Below are 15,509 nucleotides of genomic sequence, written 5' to 3'. Positions count from 1 at the left end.
GGAAGCGGCCGGTTCGGCCGCGGCGGGATACGGACGAAAGGAATCGATTGAACGTGGTCAGCAATCTCGCCTCTGTTCGCCGCCGGCTCAGCGATAATCTCAAAAAGGTCCGTGAGCGCATCCACCAGGCGGCCGAGCGCGGTCGCCGCCGACCGGAGGACATCCGCCTCGTCGCGGTCACCAAATACGTTGAAGTGGACGTCATCCGCCAGGCTTTGGAACTGGGCGTGCTGGACATCGGCGAAAGCCGGGCGCAGCAACTCAACCAGCGCGCCGGCATGATGCACGAGTATTTCGAGCGAAAGAGCGTCCTCGGCGGGCGGCGCGAGGGACCGGCGCCCCGACCCCGCTGGCACATGGTCGGGCATCTGCAGCGCAACAAGGTCAAGCTCGTCGTCCCGTGGGCGGAGTTGGTCCACAGTGTGGACAGCCTGCGGCTCGCGGAAGATCTCCACCAACAGGCGGCCAAGCTCGGCCGCGTCGTCGACATACTGTTGCAAGTGAATACCAGCGGGGAGCGGTCGAAGTTCGGCATCGCCGTCGGGGCCGCGCCGCATCTGGTGGAACATCTGGCCGAATGGCCGAGTGTTCGCCTGTGCGGACTGATGACAATGGCCCCGCTGGATTCCAAGCCGCAGGAGCTGCGCCTCGCGTTCGAGCGTTTGCGGGACGTCTTCGAGGACATGCGCGGCGAACACCACCTCGAATCGCATTTCAAGGAACTCTCGATGGGCATGAGCAACGACTTCGAGACGGCGATCGAGTGCGGCGCGACGATGGTGCGGATCGGCAGCCTGCTGTTCGAAGGGCTTTCCAGCCCGGCGGCCGCCCCCGATGAGGACGAGGCGTGAGCTTCGCTACTCGCGATCTCTTCGAGTTCTGGCGGCTCGTTCTGGGCATCCTGTGCACCGTCTATGCGACGGTCGTGACGGTTCGCTCGTTGTGGGGCTGGTGCGTGTATTTTTCGGCGCCGGATCGGTCGACGGCCCTGATGCGCCGCTATGTCGTCGTGCAGTTGCTGCGGCTTCAACCGGGACGGTTCACGTGGGAACTGGTGCAGATCGGATTCTGGCTGGTGGTGCTCGTCATACTCCTTCGGTGGCATTGAATGGACACGGTTCTCTGGGCATGGTCGGGCATGACGGTGCTGGCGCTGGTCGCCTGGACCAGTCGCCATTTCCAGCTTTCGCGCGCCGCGCGGGTCATGCCGCCGCTGGATTCGACGATGTACGCCAGCGACGATGGGGCGCTGCCGACCGTCAGCCTCCTCGTCGCCGCCAAAGATGAGGCGGCCAATATCGAGGCCTGCGTACGTTCGCTCGTCGAACAGGACTATCCCCGCCTCGACGTCATCGCCGTCAACGATCGCAGCGGCGACGAAACGGGGGCAATCCTCGATCGCCTCGCGGCCCAGAGTGATCGGCTGACCGCCCTGCACGTGCGGGAGCTTCGGCCCGGCTGGTTCGGGAAGAACAACGCGATGCGCGAGGGCCTCGAGCGCGCGGGCGGCGAGTGGCTTTGTTTTACCGATGCGGATTGCGTGCAGACCTGCCCACGATCCCTGACGATTGCGATGCGCTATGCGCTGGAGAAGGGCGTGGACTTCCTTTCCGTCCTCCCGGCGCACGAGACCAAGGGTTTCTGGGAGAGCATCATTCAGCCCGCGTGCAGCGGGATATTGATGATCTGGTTCAATCCGCTCTACGTGAACAACCCGGCGCGGCGCACAGCGTACGCCAACGGGGCGTTCATGCTTATGCGCCGCTCGTGCTACGAGGCCATCGGTGGGCACGACGCGGTCAAGACGGAACTCAACGAGGATATGCACATGGCGCGGCGGGCGAAGGAGGCCGGGCAGCGGCTGCGCGTCGTGTCGAACGTGGACCTCTATACGGTGCGGATGTACGACGGCTTCGCCCAGACACGGGCGGGTTGGAGCCGCATTTTTTATGGCTGCTTCGGCACGCTGCGCCGGCTGATCGTCACGGCGGTCATGGTCGTCCTGGTGAGCCTGCTGCCGTGGGTGGCGCTGGCGGCGTCGCTCGGCGCTGTCTTGGCCGATGCCGCGCCGGATCGAACGTGGCGGGCGCTGCTCGTCGCGTCCGCCGCAACCTGTTTGATGCAGATGACGGTCATGCTGCGGTTCTATCGGCTCAATCGGCTTCATCCGGTGTATGCCCTGGCCTACCCGCTTGGCGTTGCGATCGGTCTGTGGGCGCTCGTAGGGGCCATACGCCGCCTGGGCGGTCGCTCGACGACGACTTGGCGGGGAACGACGTATCGGGGCGATCGGGTGGAGCCGACGGTGCAGGCGATCTCGGCGAAATAGGGCGAGCAGTCGAGATTGCGGATTTCGGAATGCGGATTGGGTGGAGGGCATCCGCAGATGGCGCGGATTAACGACGATGTTTTTTGGGGGCGAGACGGGCCGGGATTTGCTGGGACGCCGGATTACTGACTTTAGTCGCCACCGCGACTCGGCCGGGCGCGCGGGCAATCTCCGGCATGAAGGCACCGTGGGAGAGTAAAGGATGATCCCTTGTTCGCCAGGGCCGTCCAACATCTTCGCCGCTTCCCAGAATTCTTTTTAACCGAAAACGAACGAAAACGAGTGAGAATCGTCCACCGCGGCCAGTCCATTGACTGCGAGCGCAGAGTCATCGGGGTCGCAGACGGCCGGGCATCGAACGAAGCAAGCGACCTCCCTTTCTTCTTGTTCCTTGCGCACCACCCTTGCTCAGCGCTCCCTCTAAAACTCGTGATTGAGGGAGCAGGAAGGGCACTGTAACGTTAGTGCTGACGAGGCAAGAGATTACGACAACGTGGTACGCGAATAAAGAATCCGAAGGAAGGCCGTTGCGCTGTGAAGGATGGGCCGACTATACGAATATGGGGATAGAGTCGCGGGAGTTCTTTCATGGAGGCCGGCGGATGATTCGAATAGCTTTTTCCCTTGCGATACTGGCGGTTATGGGTGGGTGCACAACTTGGCACCGATACGAGGTCGATTTGTCGCGACTAAAGGACTTTGACTGGGACGGGAAGATCATCGTCAAGAATCGCGATCACGGCTTTTTTGCGGGATGGAAGACCGAGGAGGTTGCCGTTCAATCCCGTGATGGCCGCATTGTCGAGTTGGACACACGGCATCGGGGCAGGCCGGACGTCACACTTGTCGGCGATCCCTCCGTTCACAAAGCGGATGTCGTGATCATCCGCAAGGAGTCGAACAACATATTCGAGGTCTTGCCCGAAAAGGCAAGGAGAATCAAATATATTAAGCGAGCGGGTACGTAGCCGTTATTAACCGGACCCGTGGGTGAAAAAGCGCAGCAGATCAAAAGGGGATCTGAAATTCTTCTCGCAGCGAAGGGACGGAAGGGACCGAAAAGACGCAAGGGACAGAAAACGCCTTAGCTTTTTCCGGCCAGGCCCTGCAACATTTCCACAACCTGCGTAGTGGCGAAATGGTGGGCGGTTCGGACGCGGTCCACGACGACCTGCGGGTCCCAGGGGACGGGCTGGGCCCAGCGGGTGTCGACCTCGATAAAGAGTTGGCGCACGTCCTCGACGAGGGATTCGACTTTGACCTCGGCCTGCCAGTTGGGGCTTTCCGGGCCGGGGATGGGCGGCAGGAGCAGCTTGAGACCGACGGCGTGGACGGGACGGCGGAGGGCGCCGAGGCGGTCGTCCAGTCCCAGGCAGCGCTGACCGAGGAAGAGGCGGGCGTCGTTGCCCTCGGATTGCGCGGTCAGCCGGATGATCGCTCCGGAGGCGAGGATGAGCCGAGGGCCGAAGACTGAGGCGACGCATTCGAGCGCCATCTTCAAATTGTCGACGAAAAGGTCGAGGGAGCCGGTGGGAAAGAAGTCCTCGAAGTTGACCGCGTCGGGCTGCACCGAGAACTTGAGCTGGCTGCGCGGGTCGCCTTCGGCCTGGGGGGTGGCGAGCGACCAGACGGTCTCGGCGTATTCCTGCCTCCGCCAGTCAAAGCCCTCGCTGGCCTTCATTTGAAATTGCTGCTTGTGATGCTTGTCGAGCGCGGCCGGGGGGGCGAAGCGCACGCCGGTGTGAAGGCCGCGGGTTTTGATCGTGTCGGGCAACATTACGCGAAACACCGAAAAGTCAAACCGTCAAGAAGTCAAGACTCCGGACATGGCAGACACTCCATCAGCCCGCGGGCTGCGTCGTGGCGACCGGGGGATTCGATGGCAGCGGCGTGATGGGTACACCCCCGACGGCAGGTCCCGAGGTCGGTGCGGTGGTGGGCAACAGCGGCAAGGTCATCACGCTGGGCGGGGTCATCAGCGGGTCCGGCGCGGTCGTGACGATCGGGGCGGGGGCGAAGACGACCGGCTGCGACCAGCGGGCCAGGCCGTCGAGGCGATACTTGGCCTGCACGGCATAGGGGGAATCGGCGAGGCGCGAATCGTCCAGGATCGCCTGATAGGATTTGCGGGCATTGTCGAAATCCTTTTTATTTTCGGCCAGGACGCCGAGTGAGATCCGCGCCAGACCGACGGCGCTGACGTCGTTGGGAAAATCCTCGAGGATTCGCGTGTAGGCATTGGCCGCCGTCTCGGACCAGTTTGGATCGGCGGCGGCCGCGGCGACGTCAGGGTTGGCGACCTTGGACATGGCGAGTTCGCCGATCCGGAGCCAGGCGGCCAGGGTGAGCGCCGAGGTGCGGTTCTCCTCGGCGAGCGTGCGGTATTGCTCCACGGCCCCACGCATGTCCTTGAGGATTTCGGCGTCATTGAGCATCGCCCAGCCGTCCATGACGCGGCTCTGGCGGCCCTTGACGAACCAGAAGCCGCCGGCCGTCAGAATCGCCGCGGCGGCGACGATGATCGTCAGCATGGCCGCGTTTTGCTTGACGTAGTCGCCGATCTGGTCGATCTGCTGCGAGAGTTCGTTGGTGCGTAGTTCCTGTCGTCGTGCGGTCTTCATGAGTAGTGGTCAGTGGCTAGTGGTTAGTGGTCAGTGGGACATCCAGCGTGTGGGTCATCGTTCCAGGTGCGGGGAGCGGACGGTCGCTCGGATTTGGGTGCTGGGTTTGAACCAGCCCGCCGGGATCTTTTCTACGCGAATCTCGCAGCGCTCCTCGGCCTTGCGATAGTTGAGCGTGTAGACGCCGTTTTGAAGCGTTTCGTCGATGATCTGCCAGCCCGCGTCGGGCATGTTTTGCACGTAGAAGTTTCGCACGGCCAGGATGGGGGCATTTCCGAGATAAAAGTGCTTCACGTTTCGCCGGCCCGCCTGAGACGCGCTGTCGGACTTCGTTTCATCCAGATTGAATTTGGTGGGAACGGGCACGTCGGCGACATAGGACTGGGCCTTGGCCGGCAGGATCGTCGCCGTTTTCGGCTCCTTGGCGCAGCCGGTCAGCGCAACGGTTATCAAGAGTCCGATTGAAGCATGTTCAATTTTTGATCGCATCGTCACCTTACCGAAACTGCGGCCGCCAAAAGGCTTTCCATTGAGCGGGCCGGTGTTTAGGGCAAGACCCGGGAGGGTAACCCGCCTTGGCGAGCCTGTCAATTCGATGACCGGGAGACGCACTCATGGATTCGACGGGTTTGGCGCGGCCGATGGCTTGAGGGATAATCGGTGGCGATCGGGTCGGATCGGGCCGATGGGTCGCTTGATCCAGGAGGAACATATCGATGAGCGGCGTTGCAATTCCGAAAGCCGAGCAGGCGGTTTGTCCCATCTGTGATCGCGTGGTTCGCGAAAAGCGGATGCGCAAGCTGTACGACGTGCCGGTCTGTCGCAAGTGCAGCAACGGGTTCGCGAATCGGCGTCAGCTTGGGTGGATCATCGATCACGTCGCGACCATTGCCCTTTCCGCCGTTATTGGTTTTCTGGTGGGCATGGTTTTCCCGCAGGCGTTTTCGCCAGCTCGCACGACGTCAACCGTGGAGGACGTTTTTTGGATCGCCTTTTCCTGGGTACTTGTACCTATGTTCTTCGCATTGAAGGACGGATTTTCCGGTTACTCGCCGGGCAAGTGGCTGTGCGGCGTGCGCGCGGTCGATTGGGATACCCGCGAACCGATTTCGTTTTTGCAGAGCTTCAAGCGCAACCTGGTTCTCATCATTCCCGTCGTGCCGCTTCTCGTCGCGATGCAGCTTATTAAGGGCCGGCGCTCCGGTGACAAATGGGCCAACACGTGCGTCGTGTGGGAGAAAAAGGCCTACCGAATGCCGTTCGACCCCAGGGGAATCCTGTGTACGAAGTGTGGATACAACCTCACGGGCAACGTCTCGGGCCGCTGCCCGGAATGCGGGCAAGAGATTCGCCTCAAAGCCCCGGCGGCCCGTACGGCGCCGGTTGGAAGTGCCGCCATACCTGCCAGCGGCTTCGAATTGGGCCCGCACCGCCGTTGAGGTTATGCGTTTGCCGTCGTACAATTCACTGGTACACATCGACGATTAGCCGGATTCGCTCCTTCTCACTTCCGGGAGGCGGTCGGTCATGCGGCTCATGATCCTCGAGGACAAAAAGCTCCGTTCGACACTCCGCGCGAGCGCGGGGATTGTCTCCATCGGGTCGAATCCGGAGTGCGCCGTGCATTTGCCCGATCCGCGAATCGGCGGCCATCAGGCGACGATCGTGCAGGACCCCGGCGGGGATTGGTGGCTGGAGATCGTGGACGCCTCGGTGCCGACCTGTCTCAACCGGGCGATCCAGAAGGGCCGCGCCCGCTTGCGCCATGCGGACGAGATCGAGATGGGACCGTTCGCCATCCGCCTGTTCATGGAGTCCGGCAAGAGCCCGGAGGAGTTGCAGCGCGAGCGGATGGTCGCGCTGGCTCGGAAGCACGACGAGACGCTGCCGCTTTCCACGGTCGCCAAGAAATTCGACTCGCCTGTGACCGTGGGCAAGGAACACCTGGAGCAGATGACGCTTCTGGCGTTGCGCCTGGCGCAGTTTGAAAGCGCCAAGGACCTGCTCGCGCCGATCCTGCGGGCGATGATCCGGACTTTCGGCGCCCGCCGCGGGTGGGTGGGCATTCGCTCGGACGATCGCGGGCCGTTCGAGTCGACGCTGGGCGTGAATGAACACGGTCAGCCGTGCGATCGGCCGGCCTTTGCGGAGCTGATGCAGCCGCGCTGTTTGACGGGCACGCAGTACTTGTACTGCCCGGAGGCGTCGGCGCCGGGGCTGCGCTCGGCGATGGCGGTGCCGTTGATCTGCCAGTCGGGCACGCTGGGGATGCTCTACGTCGAGAACGACGCCGGCGATCCGGCCTTTGACGAGGCCGCCTACGACGCGTTTTGCACGCTGGCTTGCTGCGTCGCCATGCCTGTGGAGACGGTCATTCGCAAGTCGCTGGCCCGGCGACAGGTTGCGGCGAGCACGGAATTGACGATCGCCCGCGCGACGCAAGACGCCGTCACGCCCAAGGCGCTGCCGCAATGGAACGAACTGTATGTCGCTGGGTATCGCCTGATGGGGACGGAGCGGTGCTGCGATTATTACGACATCGTGCAGCTTCCCGACAAGACGGCGTCGCTGATCATGGCGCGGATCGAGGCGGAGGGCGCGGCTGTCCCGCGGACGCTGGCGGAGGTGCGCACGGCGTTTCGCAGCTCCGCCCTGCACGTCGATGCGCCGCACCTTTTTGCGCGGGCGCTGAACTGGCTGCTTTCGGCGAGCGAGGGGCGGGTGACGGTCGATCTCGCCCATTTATGGATCGCTCCGGCGACGGGCAAAGTGCAATACACCATTGCGGGCAGCGGCGTGCATCTGGCGCGGGTCGGCGCGGATGGGGAGTTCGAATGGATCGAGACGGCCTGCTGTGAGTCCATCGGCAAGGCCAAGGGCGTGCCCGCGGAACTTGGCGCGTTTGAACTCGGACACGGCGAGACGCTGGTGATGGCGACGGATGGGGTAAACAAGGCGGCCAATGCCCAAGCGGAGACGTTCAAGCTTTCGGGGCTGGAGGACAGCTTGTGCGAAGGCCTGAGCCGGACGCCCGGGCAGGCATTGACGGAGCTAGAGGCGGAACTGACGGAGTTCTTGCACGGGGGAACGGTGCCTGACGACCTTTCGGTCGTGTTGGCGCGCAGGAAATAGGGGACGCGCTTACGAAGCTGCCGGGATGCGGATTTCCTGCGGGCGCGGAGTGGGGCGCGGGGCCGGGGCGGATGCCGGCGGGTGCGAAGGCATTCGGGCGACGTCGGGGGATGAGTTGGCGCTGACTTCGCTCGGGGCCATTCGGCGGACGGGGGCCTCCATAGCCGTCTGACCGACGACGACGTTGCCGCTGAAGATCGCGCCGTCGGCGATTTCCAGGCGGGTCGTGCGGAGGTCGCCTTCGACCTTGGCCGTGGCCATCAGGTGCAGCTTCTCCGAGACGATGAAATTGCCGCGGCAGTCGCCCTCGACCTTCACGTTGGAGGCCTCGACGTTGGCGGAGACCTTCGCGCCCTCGGCCACGTGCAGCGAGCCCTTGGATTTGATGTGACCGTCGAAGGCGCCGTCGATGCGCACGCCGCGTTCGAAAGAAAGTTCACCCTTGAAGCGCGCGTCGGCGCCGATAATGGTGGGAAAATCGCCGTTGTCAGCCATGAAAAAACCTCCCAGCGCCGTTCATTGCGCCGCTTCGATAAGTGATTGATCAATCGCCCAGAGAAACCCTCCGTGGAGCGATCAGTATAGCAAAAGTAATTGTTGTCCAACAGGCCCAGGAGACATTGGATCTGACGTGAAGGAAAAAGACGCATTGGTGCCCTCGCTATTCGAACCCTCACCCCGACCCTCGCCCAAAGAGGGAGAGAGAGCCTGCTGTGAGTTGTTGGAGACGCGACGGGTAATGTCTTCGCGGGTCGTAAATTAACGAAGTCGCTTCGGAGTCGAATTCTCGGAATCGCGGGGGTTAGAAGTTCTCGGGCGGCGTGCTTTGTTCCCAGGAGCGGGTTCGCTGGGGCGGCTCCGGGGCGAAATCGGCGACGTTCAGGTCGCAGCGCGGGACCACGGCGATGCAGAACGGGCTGGCCATGGCGACCGGGGCGCCAGCGGGCGGGGCCGTGACCGTCACCTCGACGCGGAGTCGGCCGCCTTCCCGCCAGACGCGGGTGATATCCACGGCGAATCGGTCGGAGGTTACTCGCCCCAGCGTGACGATGAGGAGCATCTCCTCGGCGAAGTTCACATCGACATCCGCCAGAGGGATGCGGGCGAGCATGGCCGGATCGCGGACAACGACCTGCATTGCGCGGGTTTCGTGCGAGTGCGTGGCGGCGACGCGGCGCAGGATCGGCAAGTCCTCGCCGTCGGTGGGCATAGGGCGGGCATCGCGCAGGGATTCGTGGCAGCCAACGACCAAGAACATCGCGCACGCCAATGCCAACAAGACGATCGAACGCTTTGCCAGTCCGGGGCATTTGCGGGGCATGGCGACTATTATGGTCCCAGGACGCACACGGTGAAAGCAGGGAGGATTGACGGTCGACGCCGGCGCTTCGTTTGACCCCGAGGGGCCTGGCGAGGTACGATTTCAACGTGAATAACCGCTTTTTGTGGATGGGGATAGCGACGCTGGTAATGGCGGCGACGACGTTTGCCCACGCGGCCGGGCCGACTCCCGCGAAGCGCCCGCCGGCCTCAAAACGTCCGACCAAAACGGCGACCAGCGCGCCGACCGCCGCGAAAGGAACGGCGGCGCTATTGAAAAAGTTTCGGGCAGCGATGACCGATGGCGATCTGGCTAAGGCGGCCGGAGTGCTCAGCGCCGCGCGGACGTCACTCGCGGAAACTCGGGCGAAAGCGTCCGACGAAGAAGCAGGGCGATGGAATCTGTGCGAGGCCGAATTGGAACTGGCCAGGGGCCGCTCGGCGAAGGCCGGACTGGCGGCGATGCGGGTCGTGGTGCAGCGGCCGAGAACAGAACAGGCGGGTGAGGGTCTCTATTGGGCAGCCCGGGCCTACGAGAAATTGCAACGATCTCCAAAGGCGGCGGAACTGTATCGTGAATGTCTGGAGCAGAAGCGCCTTGCCGCGTCGGTTCGCAAGAGGGCCCAGGCGAGCCTCGCCGCGCTGGAAAAAAAGGTTGATTCTCGATGACGCCGACCGCCACCCTCTATCTGGAAACGATGGGCTGCCAGATGAACGCCTTGGACAGCGAACTGGTCCTGGGCGAGTTGCTGGCGCGCGGATTTCGACCGACGGATGACGCCGCCGGGGCGTCGCTCGTGGTGCTCAATACCTGCTCGGTCCGGCAACATGCCGAGGACAAGGTCTATTCCCGCCTGGGCCAACTTAAGCGGACCCGACGCAAGAATCTGGATCAGATCGTCGCGGTCATCGGCTGCATGGCCGAGCGCGACGGCGAGGGGCTGGTCGCGAAAATGCCGCATGTAGACATCCTCTGCGGGCCGAGCGAACTACACCGACTTCCGGCGCTAGTGGACGATGTGCGATCGAATCGCTCGCGAGCCGTGGCGCTTTCGGGGCGGCTGCGCAGTCGCTCGACGCCCGTGGTCCATGCGGGCGAACACACCGATCTGGAGGCGCTAGACAGCGGCCGGGCGTTTGGACTGACTCCTCACGCGGCGGTGCCGCGCGTCTTTGGGCAGCATCAGGCGTACGTGCGGATCACGCGCGGCTGCAACAAGTTCTGCACGTTTTGCGTCGTCCCCTACACGCGCGGGCCGGAGGTCCACCGACCGCCGGATCAAATCGTGGACGAGGTGCGTCGTCTGGCCGATTCGGGGGTCATGGAAGTGACACTCCTCGGACAGACCGTCAATCATTACCACTATCAGCCGGAAGGCGGCGGTCGCGCGACGAGCTTCGCGGAGTTGCTGCGGCGGGTTCATGACGAGGTTCCGCAACTACCACGATTGCGCTTCGTGACAAGTTTCCCGCGCGACTTCACGGATGAGGCGCTCGAAGTGATGGCGGCGTCACCGCGGATCTGCCGGTATCTGCATATTCCCGCGCAGAGCGGCAGCAACGGCGTGTTGAAGCAAATGAACCGCGGGTACAGCGTCGAGGAGTATCGTGCGCTCTTGGATCGCGCCCGCGCGTTGATGCCGGACCTCTCGATCGCCGGGGACATGATCGTCGGATTTTGCGGCGAGACGGAAGACGACTTTCAGGCGAGCGTCGGACTTCTGCGCTACGCCCGCTATAAGAACTGCTACATCTTCAAGTACTCCCCCCGGCCGGGCACGACGGCGGACGATCGGCTGGCGGACGACGTCCCGGACGAGATCAAGCGGCGGCGCAACAACGACCTGCTCGCGGTGCAGGCGGAGATCAGCCAGGCGCATCATCGCGCCATGCTGGACCAATGCGTCGAGGTGCTCGTCGAGGGCTTCAGCAAGCGGGCCCTCAAGGCCCAGGAATCCGAGCAATCCCGGGGCGAAGAGATCGACCCGCGCCGCCGAGCCGCCGGTCAGCTCGTCGGCCGGACTTCGGGCGACCAGATCGTGGTATTCGACGGCTCGGCGGAATGGATCGGCCGGATTATTCCAGTGCGAATCGTCGCGGCGACGCCATATACTCTCCAGGGGGAACCGTTTGCGGCTGCCACTGCCCCGACTCGAGTGCGCAACCGCGAATTGCCGCTTCCAGTACTGAGTGCGACCTGATTCCCGCCGACGTTCTGGTAAGATAGCCCCCGGAGCCACAAAAAGGTACGACTTATGAGCGATGCTCCCAAGGCCTCACGAAAGACCATTGAACAGCTTCTCGGGGCGATGAAGACCCACGGGGCCTCCGACCTGCACCTGAAGGCGGGTGTTGCGCCGACCTATCGCGTCGGCGGAATCCTCCGGACCGTCAATCTCCCCACCATGTCCGGCGAGGAGATCGAGCGCTGCATGACGCCGATCATTCCGGAAATTCGCCGCCCGGAGTACGAAACTCGCGGCGATCTCGACTTCGCCGCGGAGCTGCCCGACGGCGATCGCTTCCGCATCAATATCTTCAAGGCCGGCGGCCAGATGAACGCCGCTATCCGGCGGCTGAACTCAGCGATCCCGAGTTTTGAAGAACTACACCTGCCGCCGATCTACCGAAAGCTCGCCGATACGACGAATGAAGGGATGATTCTCGTTTCCGGCGTGACGGGATCGGGAAAGAGCACCACCCTCGCGGCCTTGATCGAGCACATCAACCTGACGCGCCACGACAACATCGTCACCATCGAGGACCCCGTCGAGTTCTGTTTTAAGCCGAAAAAGTCGATCATCTCCCAGCGCGAGATCGGCATCGACATCCCCGATTTTGGCGAGGCGCTCAAGTACGTCGTCCGCCAGGACCCCGACACCGTTTACATCGGTGAGATGCGCGACAAGTTCACCATGACCGCCGCGCTGCAGGCCGCCGAAACCGGTCACCTGGTTTTCGCGAGTTTGCACAGCGCCGATGCGATGCAGACGTTCGCGCGCATCCTCGAGTTCTTCCCGCGGTCGGAGCATGAGTTCGTTCGCGGTGCCCTGTCTAACTGCCTGAAGGCGATTTGCTCGCAACGTCTGATGCCGGGGGCGAAGGAAGGGGTCCCGCTGGTCCCCGCGACGGAGATATTGATCAACTCCCCGACCTGCAAGGACCTGATCCGCAAGGAGCAAGACAAAGGGATCCCCGCGCTCATTGACTCCAGCGAAAAAGAAGGCATGCACAGCTACACCACATCGCTGGCAAAACTCGTCGAGGATGACCTGGTGTTCATGGACGTGGCCCTGCAGTTCGCCCCCAATGCCGAGGCCCTGGCCAGCCAGCTTCGCGGCATCAAGACCCAATCCCGCACCATGGTCCAGCGGACGCGGTAATATCCCTCTCCATGAGTCGATCCTCGCCGAGCAAGGACCCACCGCGTCGGCACAAGGCGGATCGGACCGTTCTCATCTTCTCGGCCATCGTCGGGTTCGTTCTGTTTTCATCGACGCTGCTTCTGTGCGATGTCTCGGGCGTCAAGCCGGGGGACCAGTGGCCGTGGCTCGTGGATCGCCTGCTGGCTGTGCCGGTGCAACTCACCGATCTGTCTGACCTGCGTTATTACGCCGTGCCCGTGGGCCTCGCGCTTTTGTTGGTGTTGTTGCCCATCCGCATTTCACAGCACGGCCGCGTTTCGGATTACTGGTTTGAGATGCTCGCCGCCGCAACGCTTCTCTGGGCGTGCACTTCGGCGTGGAGCAACGGTTCCTGGGAGCAATCGCGCGGGTGGCTGTTCTGGCTGGCCTGCGGACTGGGCTGGGCGGCTGCGCTCGGTCGGGTCGGCTCGGTCAGCCAGGTCAAGGGTGCACTCGCGGCAGCGTCCATCGTCGCGATCGTCGCCGCCGGGCTGTCGCTGGCGCATCGCCAGGCGCTCGGCGAGCGGTTTTTTCAGTTGCCCGTCGGCCCGATCACGCTCACGGCGTCGCTGGGGGCGCTGTGGACCGCGATGGGCAGCGTGTGGTTGGTCGGCGCCGTGACGACAAAGTATCGGGAGATTTCAACTCCGACACCGACTCACCGGAGAAGCAGCAAGGATCCCCACGAAATTCGTGGAACCGAGTCCACGCCATTTCCCGCAATCCTGTGGGGGACCGTGGTGTCAATCACGGCGTTATTCCTCCTCCTCGCCGCGAACCGGCGCGGGGCATGGATGGGCTTGCTCGCGGCATGGGCGGCCGTTAGCGGGATGGTACTGTGGGAACGTTGTCGAACCCGAACACAACGCGCAATTCTGATTGTCGCGGCCCTCGTCGCACTCGTTGGCGCCGCGTGGTATGTCCGCGGCCAGGCGCGAAGCAGCGAGGTGGCCGCGAGCCTGCCGCTGCGCGTTCGCTCGATCTACTGGCAAACCATGCTCAAAATGATCCCCGACGCGCCGGTCTGGGGGGCGGGTCCCGACCGGTTCGTGATCAAGGCGACGACCGCGCAGGCCCTGCAGCGGGCCGAGGAGCCGAAGATTCTGCACGGGACCGTAGACTTCGACGGGCATAACGAGTGGCTTCAGGCGGCGTTTGAGTTGGGGATTCCCGGCGCCTTGATGTACGTCGCCCTGCCGATCGGCGCGATCGTCGTCGGTTCGAGGCGCTGGCGGCAATTGGAGGCCTCCGCACGTGTCATGATTCTGGCGCTTTTGGCGGGCCTGATCGAGATTTGCGTCGCCGAGGCCAGCAGCATCAATCTGCGTTCGCCGATCTTGCCGGGCTGGTATTGGACGATCCTGGGGCTGACCGTAGCGCTCGGCCGTCACGCCCCGTTCGAAGCGGCGTCGACGGTGAGGGGCAGCAGTCAAGCGGCCAGCCGAGCGATGGGAATTATTGCTGCCGTGGCGATTCTGGCCCTCGTGGCCGTTGACGTCCGCGCGGCAATCCACCACGCGCAGGGCCGGGCGCAGCTTCTCAAGGACGATGCACAGGCGGAGAAAGAACTTGAACTGGCCGTCGGCCGGTTCGGGGCGGGGCGATGGCTTTCCTCACGAAACTATCTCGCGGCGGCCCGATCGAATCAACTCCGCGCGCATTACGAAACCCCGGTCGCCGCGAGCCTGCCCGCGTCGGATCGAAACGACATCAGCGTACTCGGCCGGCGCGCGATCGAGGCCTGGAGGGAGTTGTGGCAGGCCTGCCCCGGATATCTCGATACGGGCTTTCGACTGGCCGAGGCCCAGATGATGATCGGCGATCTCGCGGCGGCGCGGGCGACGCTCGAAATATTCCTCCGCGATATCCATCCCTACGACAAGCAAGGCAATATTCTCTTCATTCAAATCGGCGAGCTGGATGCGGCGGGCAAGCTCGAATGCGTGCGCCGCGCGCTCCGCGCGGACCAGTGGGAGGAGATTCTGCTTGCCACGGCGACGGAGAGCTTGAAGTCGCCGATGGTCGCTTCGGCGTGGCCGGCGCGGGTCGAGCAGGCCCTTCGCGATGTCGGGCGACCCGTTGAAACGGATTGGGTCGATCCTCTGGCGCCCGAGACGCTGCGCGTTGAGGCCTTTCGGCGCATCGGCCAAGGCGATCTCGCCGGGGCCGAGCGTGTCCAGGTCGCCGCCGCCGAGGCTTATGATCGGATCGCGCGGAAATACGCGGCGGTCCGGCGAAAATGGCCCGCGGAGGTCGATGCGTGGTACCTGGCGGCCCAGTTTCTGTTCCTGCTCGATTCCTCGCGATACCAGGAGGCCTTCGAGCGCGTACAACGCGCCGAGTTCTACGTCATCGACAGCATTCCCTCGTCGGTCGTCCCGAATGCAGCGCCTTCCGCCGAACTCGTGGGGGGCCGCATCATGCCGATGGAAATGCCCGACAAGCTCGCGCGATTCTGGCGGTTCTCGGCCATGATGCACCTGATCATGAAAAAAGATCCGGGGCAGATTAACCTTCGCATTAATTGGAGTCTGCCGGCCGACGCCCGAACACCGGAGCGGACCTACACCGAGGTCGGGCGCCTCGCCGTGGAAATTGTGAAGACCTATGAGACCCGGCCGGAGGCATCCCGGCCGCCGAGTTATTCTGAATTGGTCGGGTTGGCCCGGAAGATGGGGACTCCCTAGACCGTCGCGTGCATCC

15 protein-coding genes are annotated in these 15,509 nt (G+C 63.5%); 10 read left to right on the top strand and 5 right to left on the bottom strand.

Translation table 11 applies throughout. From position 1 onward, the window contains the following. The first annotated feature begins 53 nt into the window (after window positions 1-53). The 4 genes from VJZ71_13920 to VJZ71_13905 all read left to right on the top strand — a co-directional run bounded on the left by VJZ71_13920 (window position 54) and on the right by VJZ71_13905 (window position 3,297). The gene (locus VJZ71_13920) at window positions 54-851 is read left to right on the top strand and encodes a YggS family pyridoxal phosphate-dependent enzyme (GenBank protein HKQ49164.1); all 798 of its coding nucleotides are present in this window, start codon (window positions 54-56) and stop codon (window positions 849-851) included. After that, complete coding sequence (locus VJZ71_13915; GenBank protein ID HKQ49163.1) at window positions 848-1,108, top strand: hypothetical protein; 261 nt, start codon at window positions 848-850, stop codon at window positions 1,106-1,108. The genes VJZ71_13920 and VJZ71_13915 overlap by 4 nt, the downstream gene beginning before the upstream one ends. After that, window positions 1,109-2,329, top strand: a complete 1,221-nt coding sequence (locus tag VJZ71_13910) for a glycosyltransferase (protein ID HKQ49162.1) — start codon at window positions 1,109-1,111, stop codon at window positions 2,327-2,329. 602 nt (window positions 2,330-2,931) lie between these two features. Next, window positions 2,932-3,297 carry a hypothetical protein gene (locus tag VJZ71_13905; GenBank protein ID HKQ49161.1) on the top strand — a complete coding sequence of 122 codons (366 nt, stop codon included), beginning with the start codon at window positions 2,932-2,934 and terminating at the stop codon, window positions 3,295-3,297. 116 nt (window positions 3,298-3,413) lie between these two features. On the opposite strand, the gene VJZ71_13900 is transcribed toward VJZ71_13905, so the two are convergent. The 3 genes from VJZ71_13900 to VJZ71_13890 all read right to left on the bottom strand — a co-directional run bounded on the left by VJZ71_13900 (window position 3,414) and on the right by VJZ71_13890 (window position 5,439). After that, window positions 3,414-4,106: a hypothetical protein gene (locus VJZ71_13900; protein ID HKQ49160.1), complete on the bottom strand. Its 693-nt coding sequence runs from the start codon at window positions 4,104-4,106 to the stop codon at window positions 3,414-3,416. Between the two features lie 64 nt (window positions 4,107-4,170). Beyond that, window positions 4,171-4,950 (bottom strand): hypothetical protein, encoded by a 780-nt coding sequence (locus VJZ71_13895; protein ID HKQ49159.1) that lies wholly within the window; start codon window positions 4,948-4,950, stop codon window positions 4,171-4,173. Window positions 4,951-5,004: 54 nt separating this feature from the next. Next, a complete protein-coding gene (locus VJZ71_13890) occupies window positions 5,005-5,439 on the bottom strand; it encodes a hypothetical protein (GenBank protein HKQ49158.1) in 435 nt (144 codons plus the stop codon). Window positions 5,440-5,666: 227 nt separating this feature from the next. Between VJZ71_13890 and VJZ71_13885 the strand changes: the two genes are divergently transcribed. Continuing rightward, window positions 5,667-6,389: an RDD family protein gene (locus VJZ71_13885; GenBank protein HKQ49157.1), complete on the top strand. Its 723-nt coding sequence runs from the start codon at window positions 5,667-5,669 to the stop codon at window positions 6,387-6,389. Between the two features lie 88 nt (window positions 6,390-6,477). After that, complete coding sequence (locus VJZ71_13880; GenBank protein ID HKQ49156.1) at window positions 6,478-8,082, top strand: SpoIIE family protein phosphatase; 1,605 nt, start codon at window positions 6,478-6,480, stop codon at window positions 8,080-8,082. A 9-nt stretch (window positions 8,083-8,091) separates the two neighbouring features. On the opposite strand, the gene VJZ71_13875 is transcribed toward VJZ71_13880, so the two are convergent. Both VJZ71_13875 and VJZ71_13870 read right to left on the bottom strand, forming a co-directional pair. Then, window positions 8,092-8,577: a polymer-forming cytoskeletal protein gene (locus VJZ71_13875; GenBank protein ID HKQ49155.1), complete on the bottom strand. Its 486-nt coding sequence runs from the start codon at window positions 8,575-8,577 to the stop codon at window positions 8,092-8,094. 307 nt (window positions 8,578-8,884) lie between these two features. Then, complete coding sequence (locus VJZ71_13870; GenBank protein HKQ49154.1) at window positions 8,885-9,403, bottom strand: hypothetical protein; 519 nt, start codon at window positions 9,401-9,403, stop codon at window positions 8,885-8,887. Between the two features lie 107 nt (window positions 9,404-9,510). On the opposite strand from VJZ71_13870, the gene VJZ71_13865 reads away from it, so the two are divergent. From VJZ71_13865 to VJZ71_13850, 4 genes are read left to right on the top strand one after another with little or no spacing between them, the layout of a single operon-like run. Then, complete coding sequence (locus tag VJZ71_13865) at window positions 9,511-10,071, top strand: hypothetical protein (protein HKQ49153.1); 561 nt, start codon at window positions 9,511-9,513, stop codon at window positions 10,069-10,071. Then, a complete protein-coding gene (gene miaB, locus VJZ71_13860) occupies window positions 10,068-11,603 on the top strand; it encodes a tRNA (N6-isopentenyl adenosine(37)-C2)-methylthiotransferase MiaB (protein HKQ49152.1) in 1,536 nt (511 codons plus the stop codon). The genes VJZ71_13865 and miaB overlap by 4 nt, the downstream gene beginning before the upstream one ends. Before the next feature lie 54 nt (window positions 11,604-11,657). After that, entirely contained in the window at window positions 11,658-12,785 is a 1,128-nt protein-coding gene (locus VJZ71_13855; protein ID HKQ49151.1) for a PilT/PilU family type 4a pilus ATPase, read from the top strand. Between the two features lie 11 nt (window positions 12,786-12,796). Beyond that, window positions 12,797-15,493: an O-antigen ligase family protein gene (locus VJZ71_13850; protein ID HKQ49150.1), complete on the top strand. Its 2,697-nt coding sequence runs from the start codon at window positions 12,797-12,799 to the stop codon at window positions 15,491-15,493. Window positions 15,494-15,509 lie beyond the last annotated feature (16 nt).

It is taken from the genome of Phycisphaerae bacterium (genome assembly GCA_035275405.1).
Taxonomy (GTDB): domain Bacteria; phylum Planctomycetota; class Phycisphaerae; order UBA1845; family UTPLA1; genus DATEMU01.
The sequence above is the reverse complement of the archived record's forward strand: the minus strand, read 5'-3'. Positions and strand labels throughout refer to the sequence as shown.

Coding starts and splice junctions, on each gene's coding strand:
- VJZ71_13910 (HKQ49162.1), top strand. CDS start 1,109: ATGGACACGGTTCTCTGGGCATGGTCGGGCATGACGGTGCTGGCGCTG.
- VJZ71_13905 (HKQ49161.1), top strand. CDS start 2,932: ATGATTCGAATAGCTTTTTCCCTTGCGATACTGGCGGTTATGGGTGGG.
- VJZ71_13900 (HKQ49160.1), bottom strand. CDS start 4,106: ATGTTGCCCGACACGATCAAAACCCGCGGCCTTCACACCGGCGTGCGC.
- VJZ71_13895 (HKQ49159.1), bottom strand. CDS start 4,950: ATGAAGACCGCACGACGACAGGAACTACGCACCAACGAACTCTCGCAG.
- VJZ71_13890 (HKQ49158.1), bottom strand. CDS start 5,439: ATGCGATCAAAAATTGAACATGCTTCAATCGGACTCTTGATAACCGTT.
- VJZ71_13885 (HKQ49157.1), top strand. CDS start 5,667: ATGAGCGGCGTTGCAATTCCGAAAGCCGAGCAGGCGGTTTGTCCCATC.
- VJZ71_13880 (HKQ49156.1), top strand. CDS start 6,478: ATGCGGCTCATGATCCTCGAGGACAAAAAGCTCCGTTCGACACTCCGC.
- VJZ71_13875 (HKQ49155.1), bottom strand. CDS start 8,577: ATGGCTGACAACGGCGATTTTCCCACCATTATCGGCGCCGACGCGCGC.
- VJZ71_13870 (HKQ49154.1), bottom strand. CDS start 9,403: ATGCCCCGCAAATGCCCCGGACTGGCAAAGCGTTCGATCGTCTTGTTG.
- miaB (HKQ49152.1), top strand. CDS start 10,068: ATGACGCCGACCGCCACCCTCTATCTGGAAACGATGGGCTGCCAGATG.
- VJZ71_13855 (HKQ49151.1), top strand. CDS start 11,658: ATGAGCGATGCTCCCAAGGCCTCACGAAAGACCATTGAACAGCTTCTC.
- VJZ71_13850 (HKQ49150.1), top strand. CDS start 12,797: ATGAGTCGATCCTCGCCGAGCAAGGACCCACCGCGTCGGCACAAGGCG.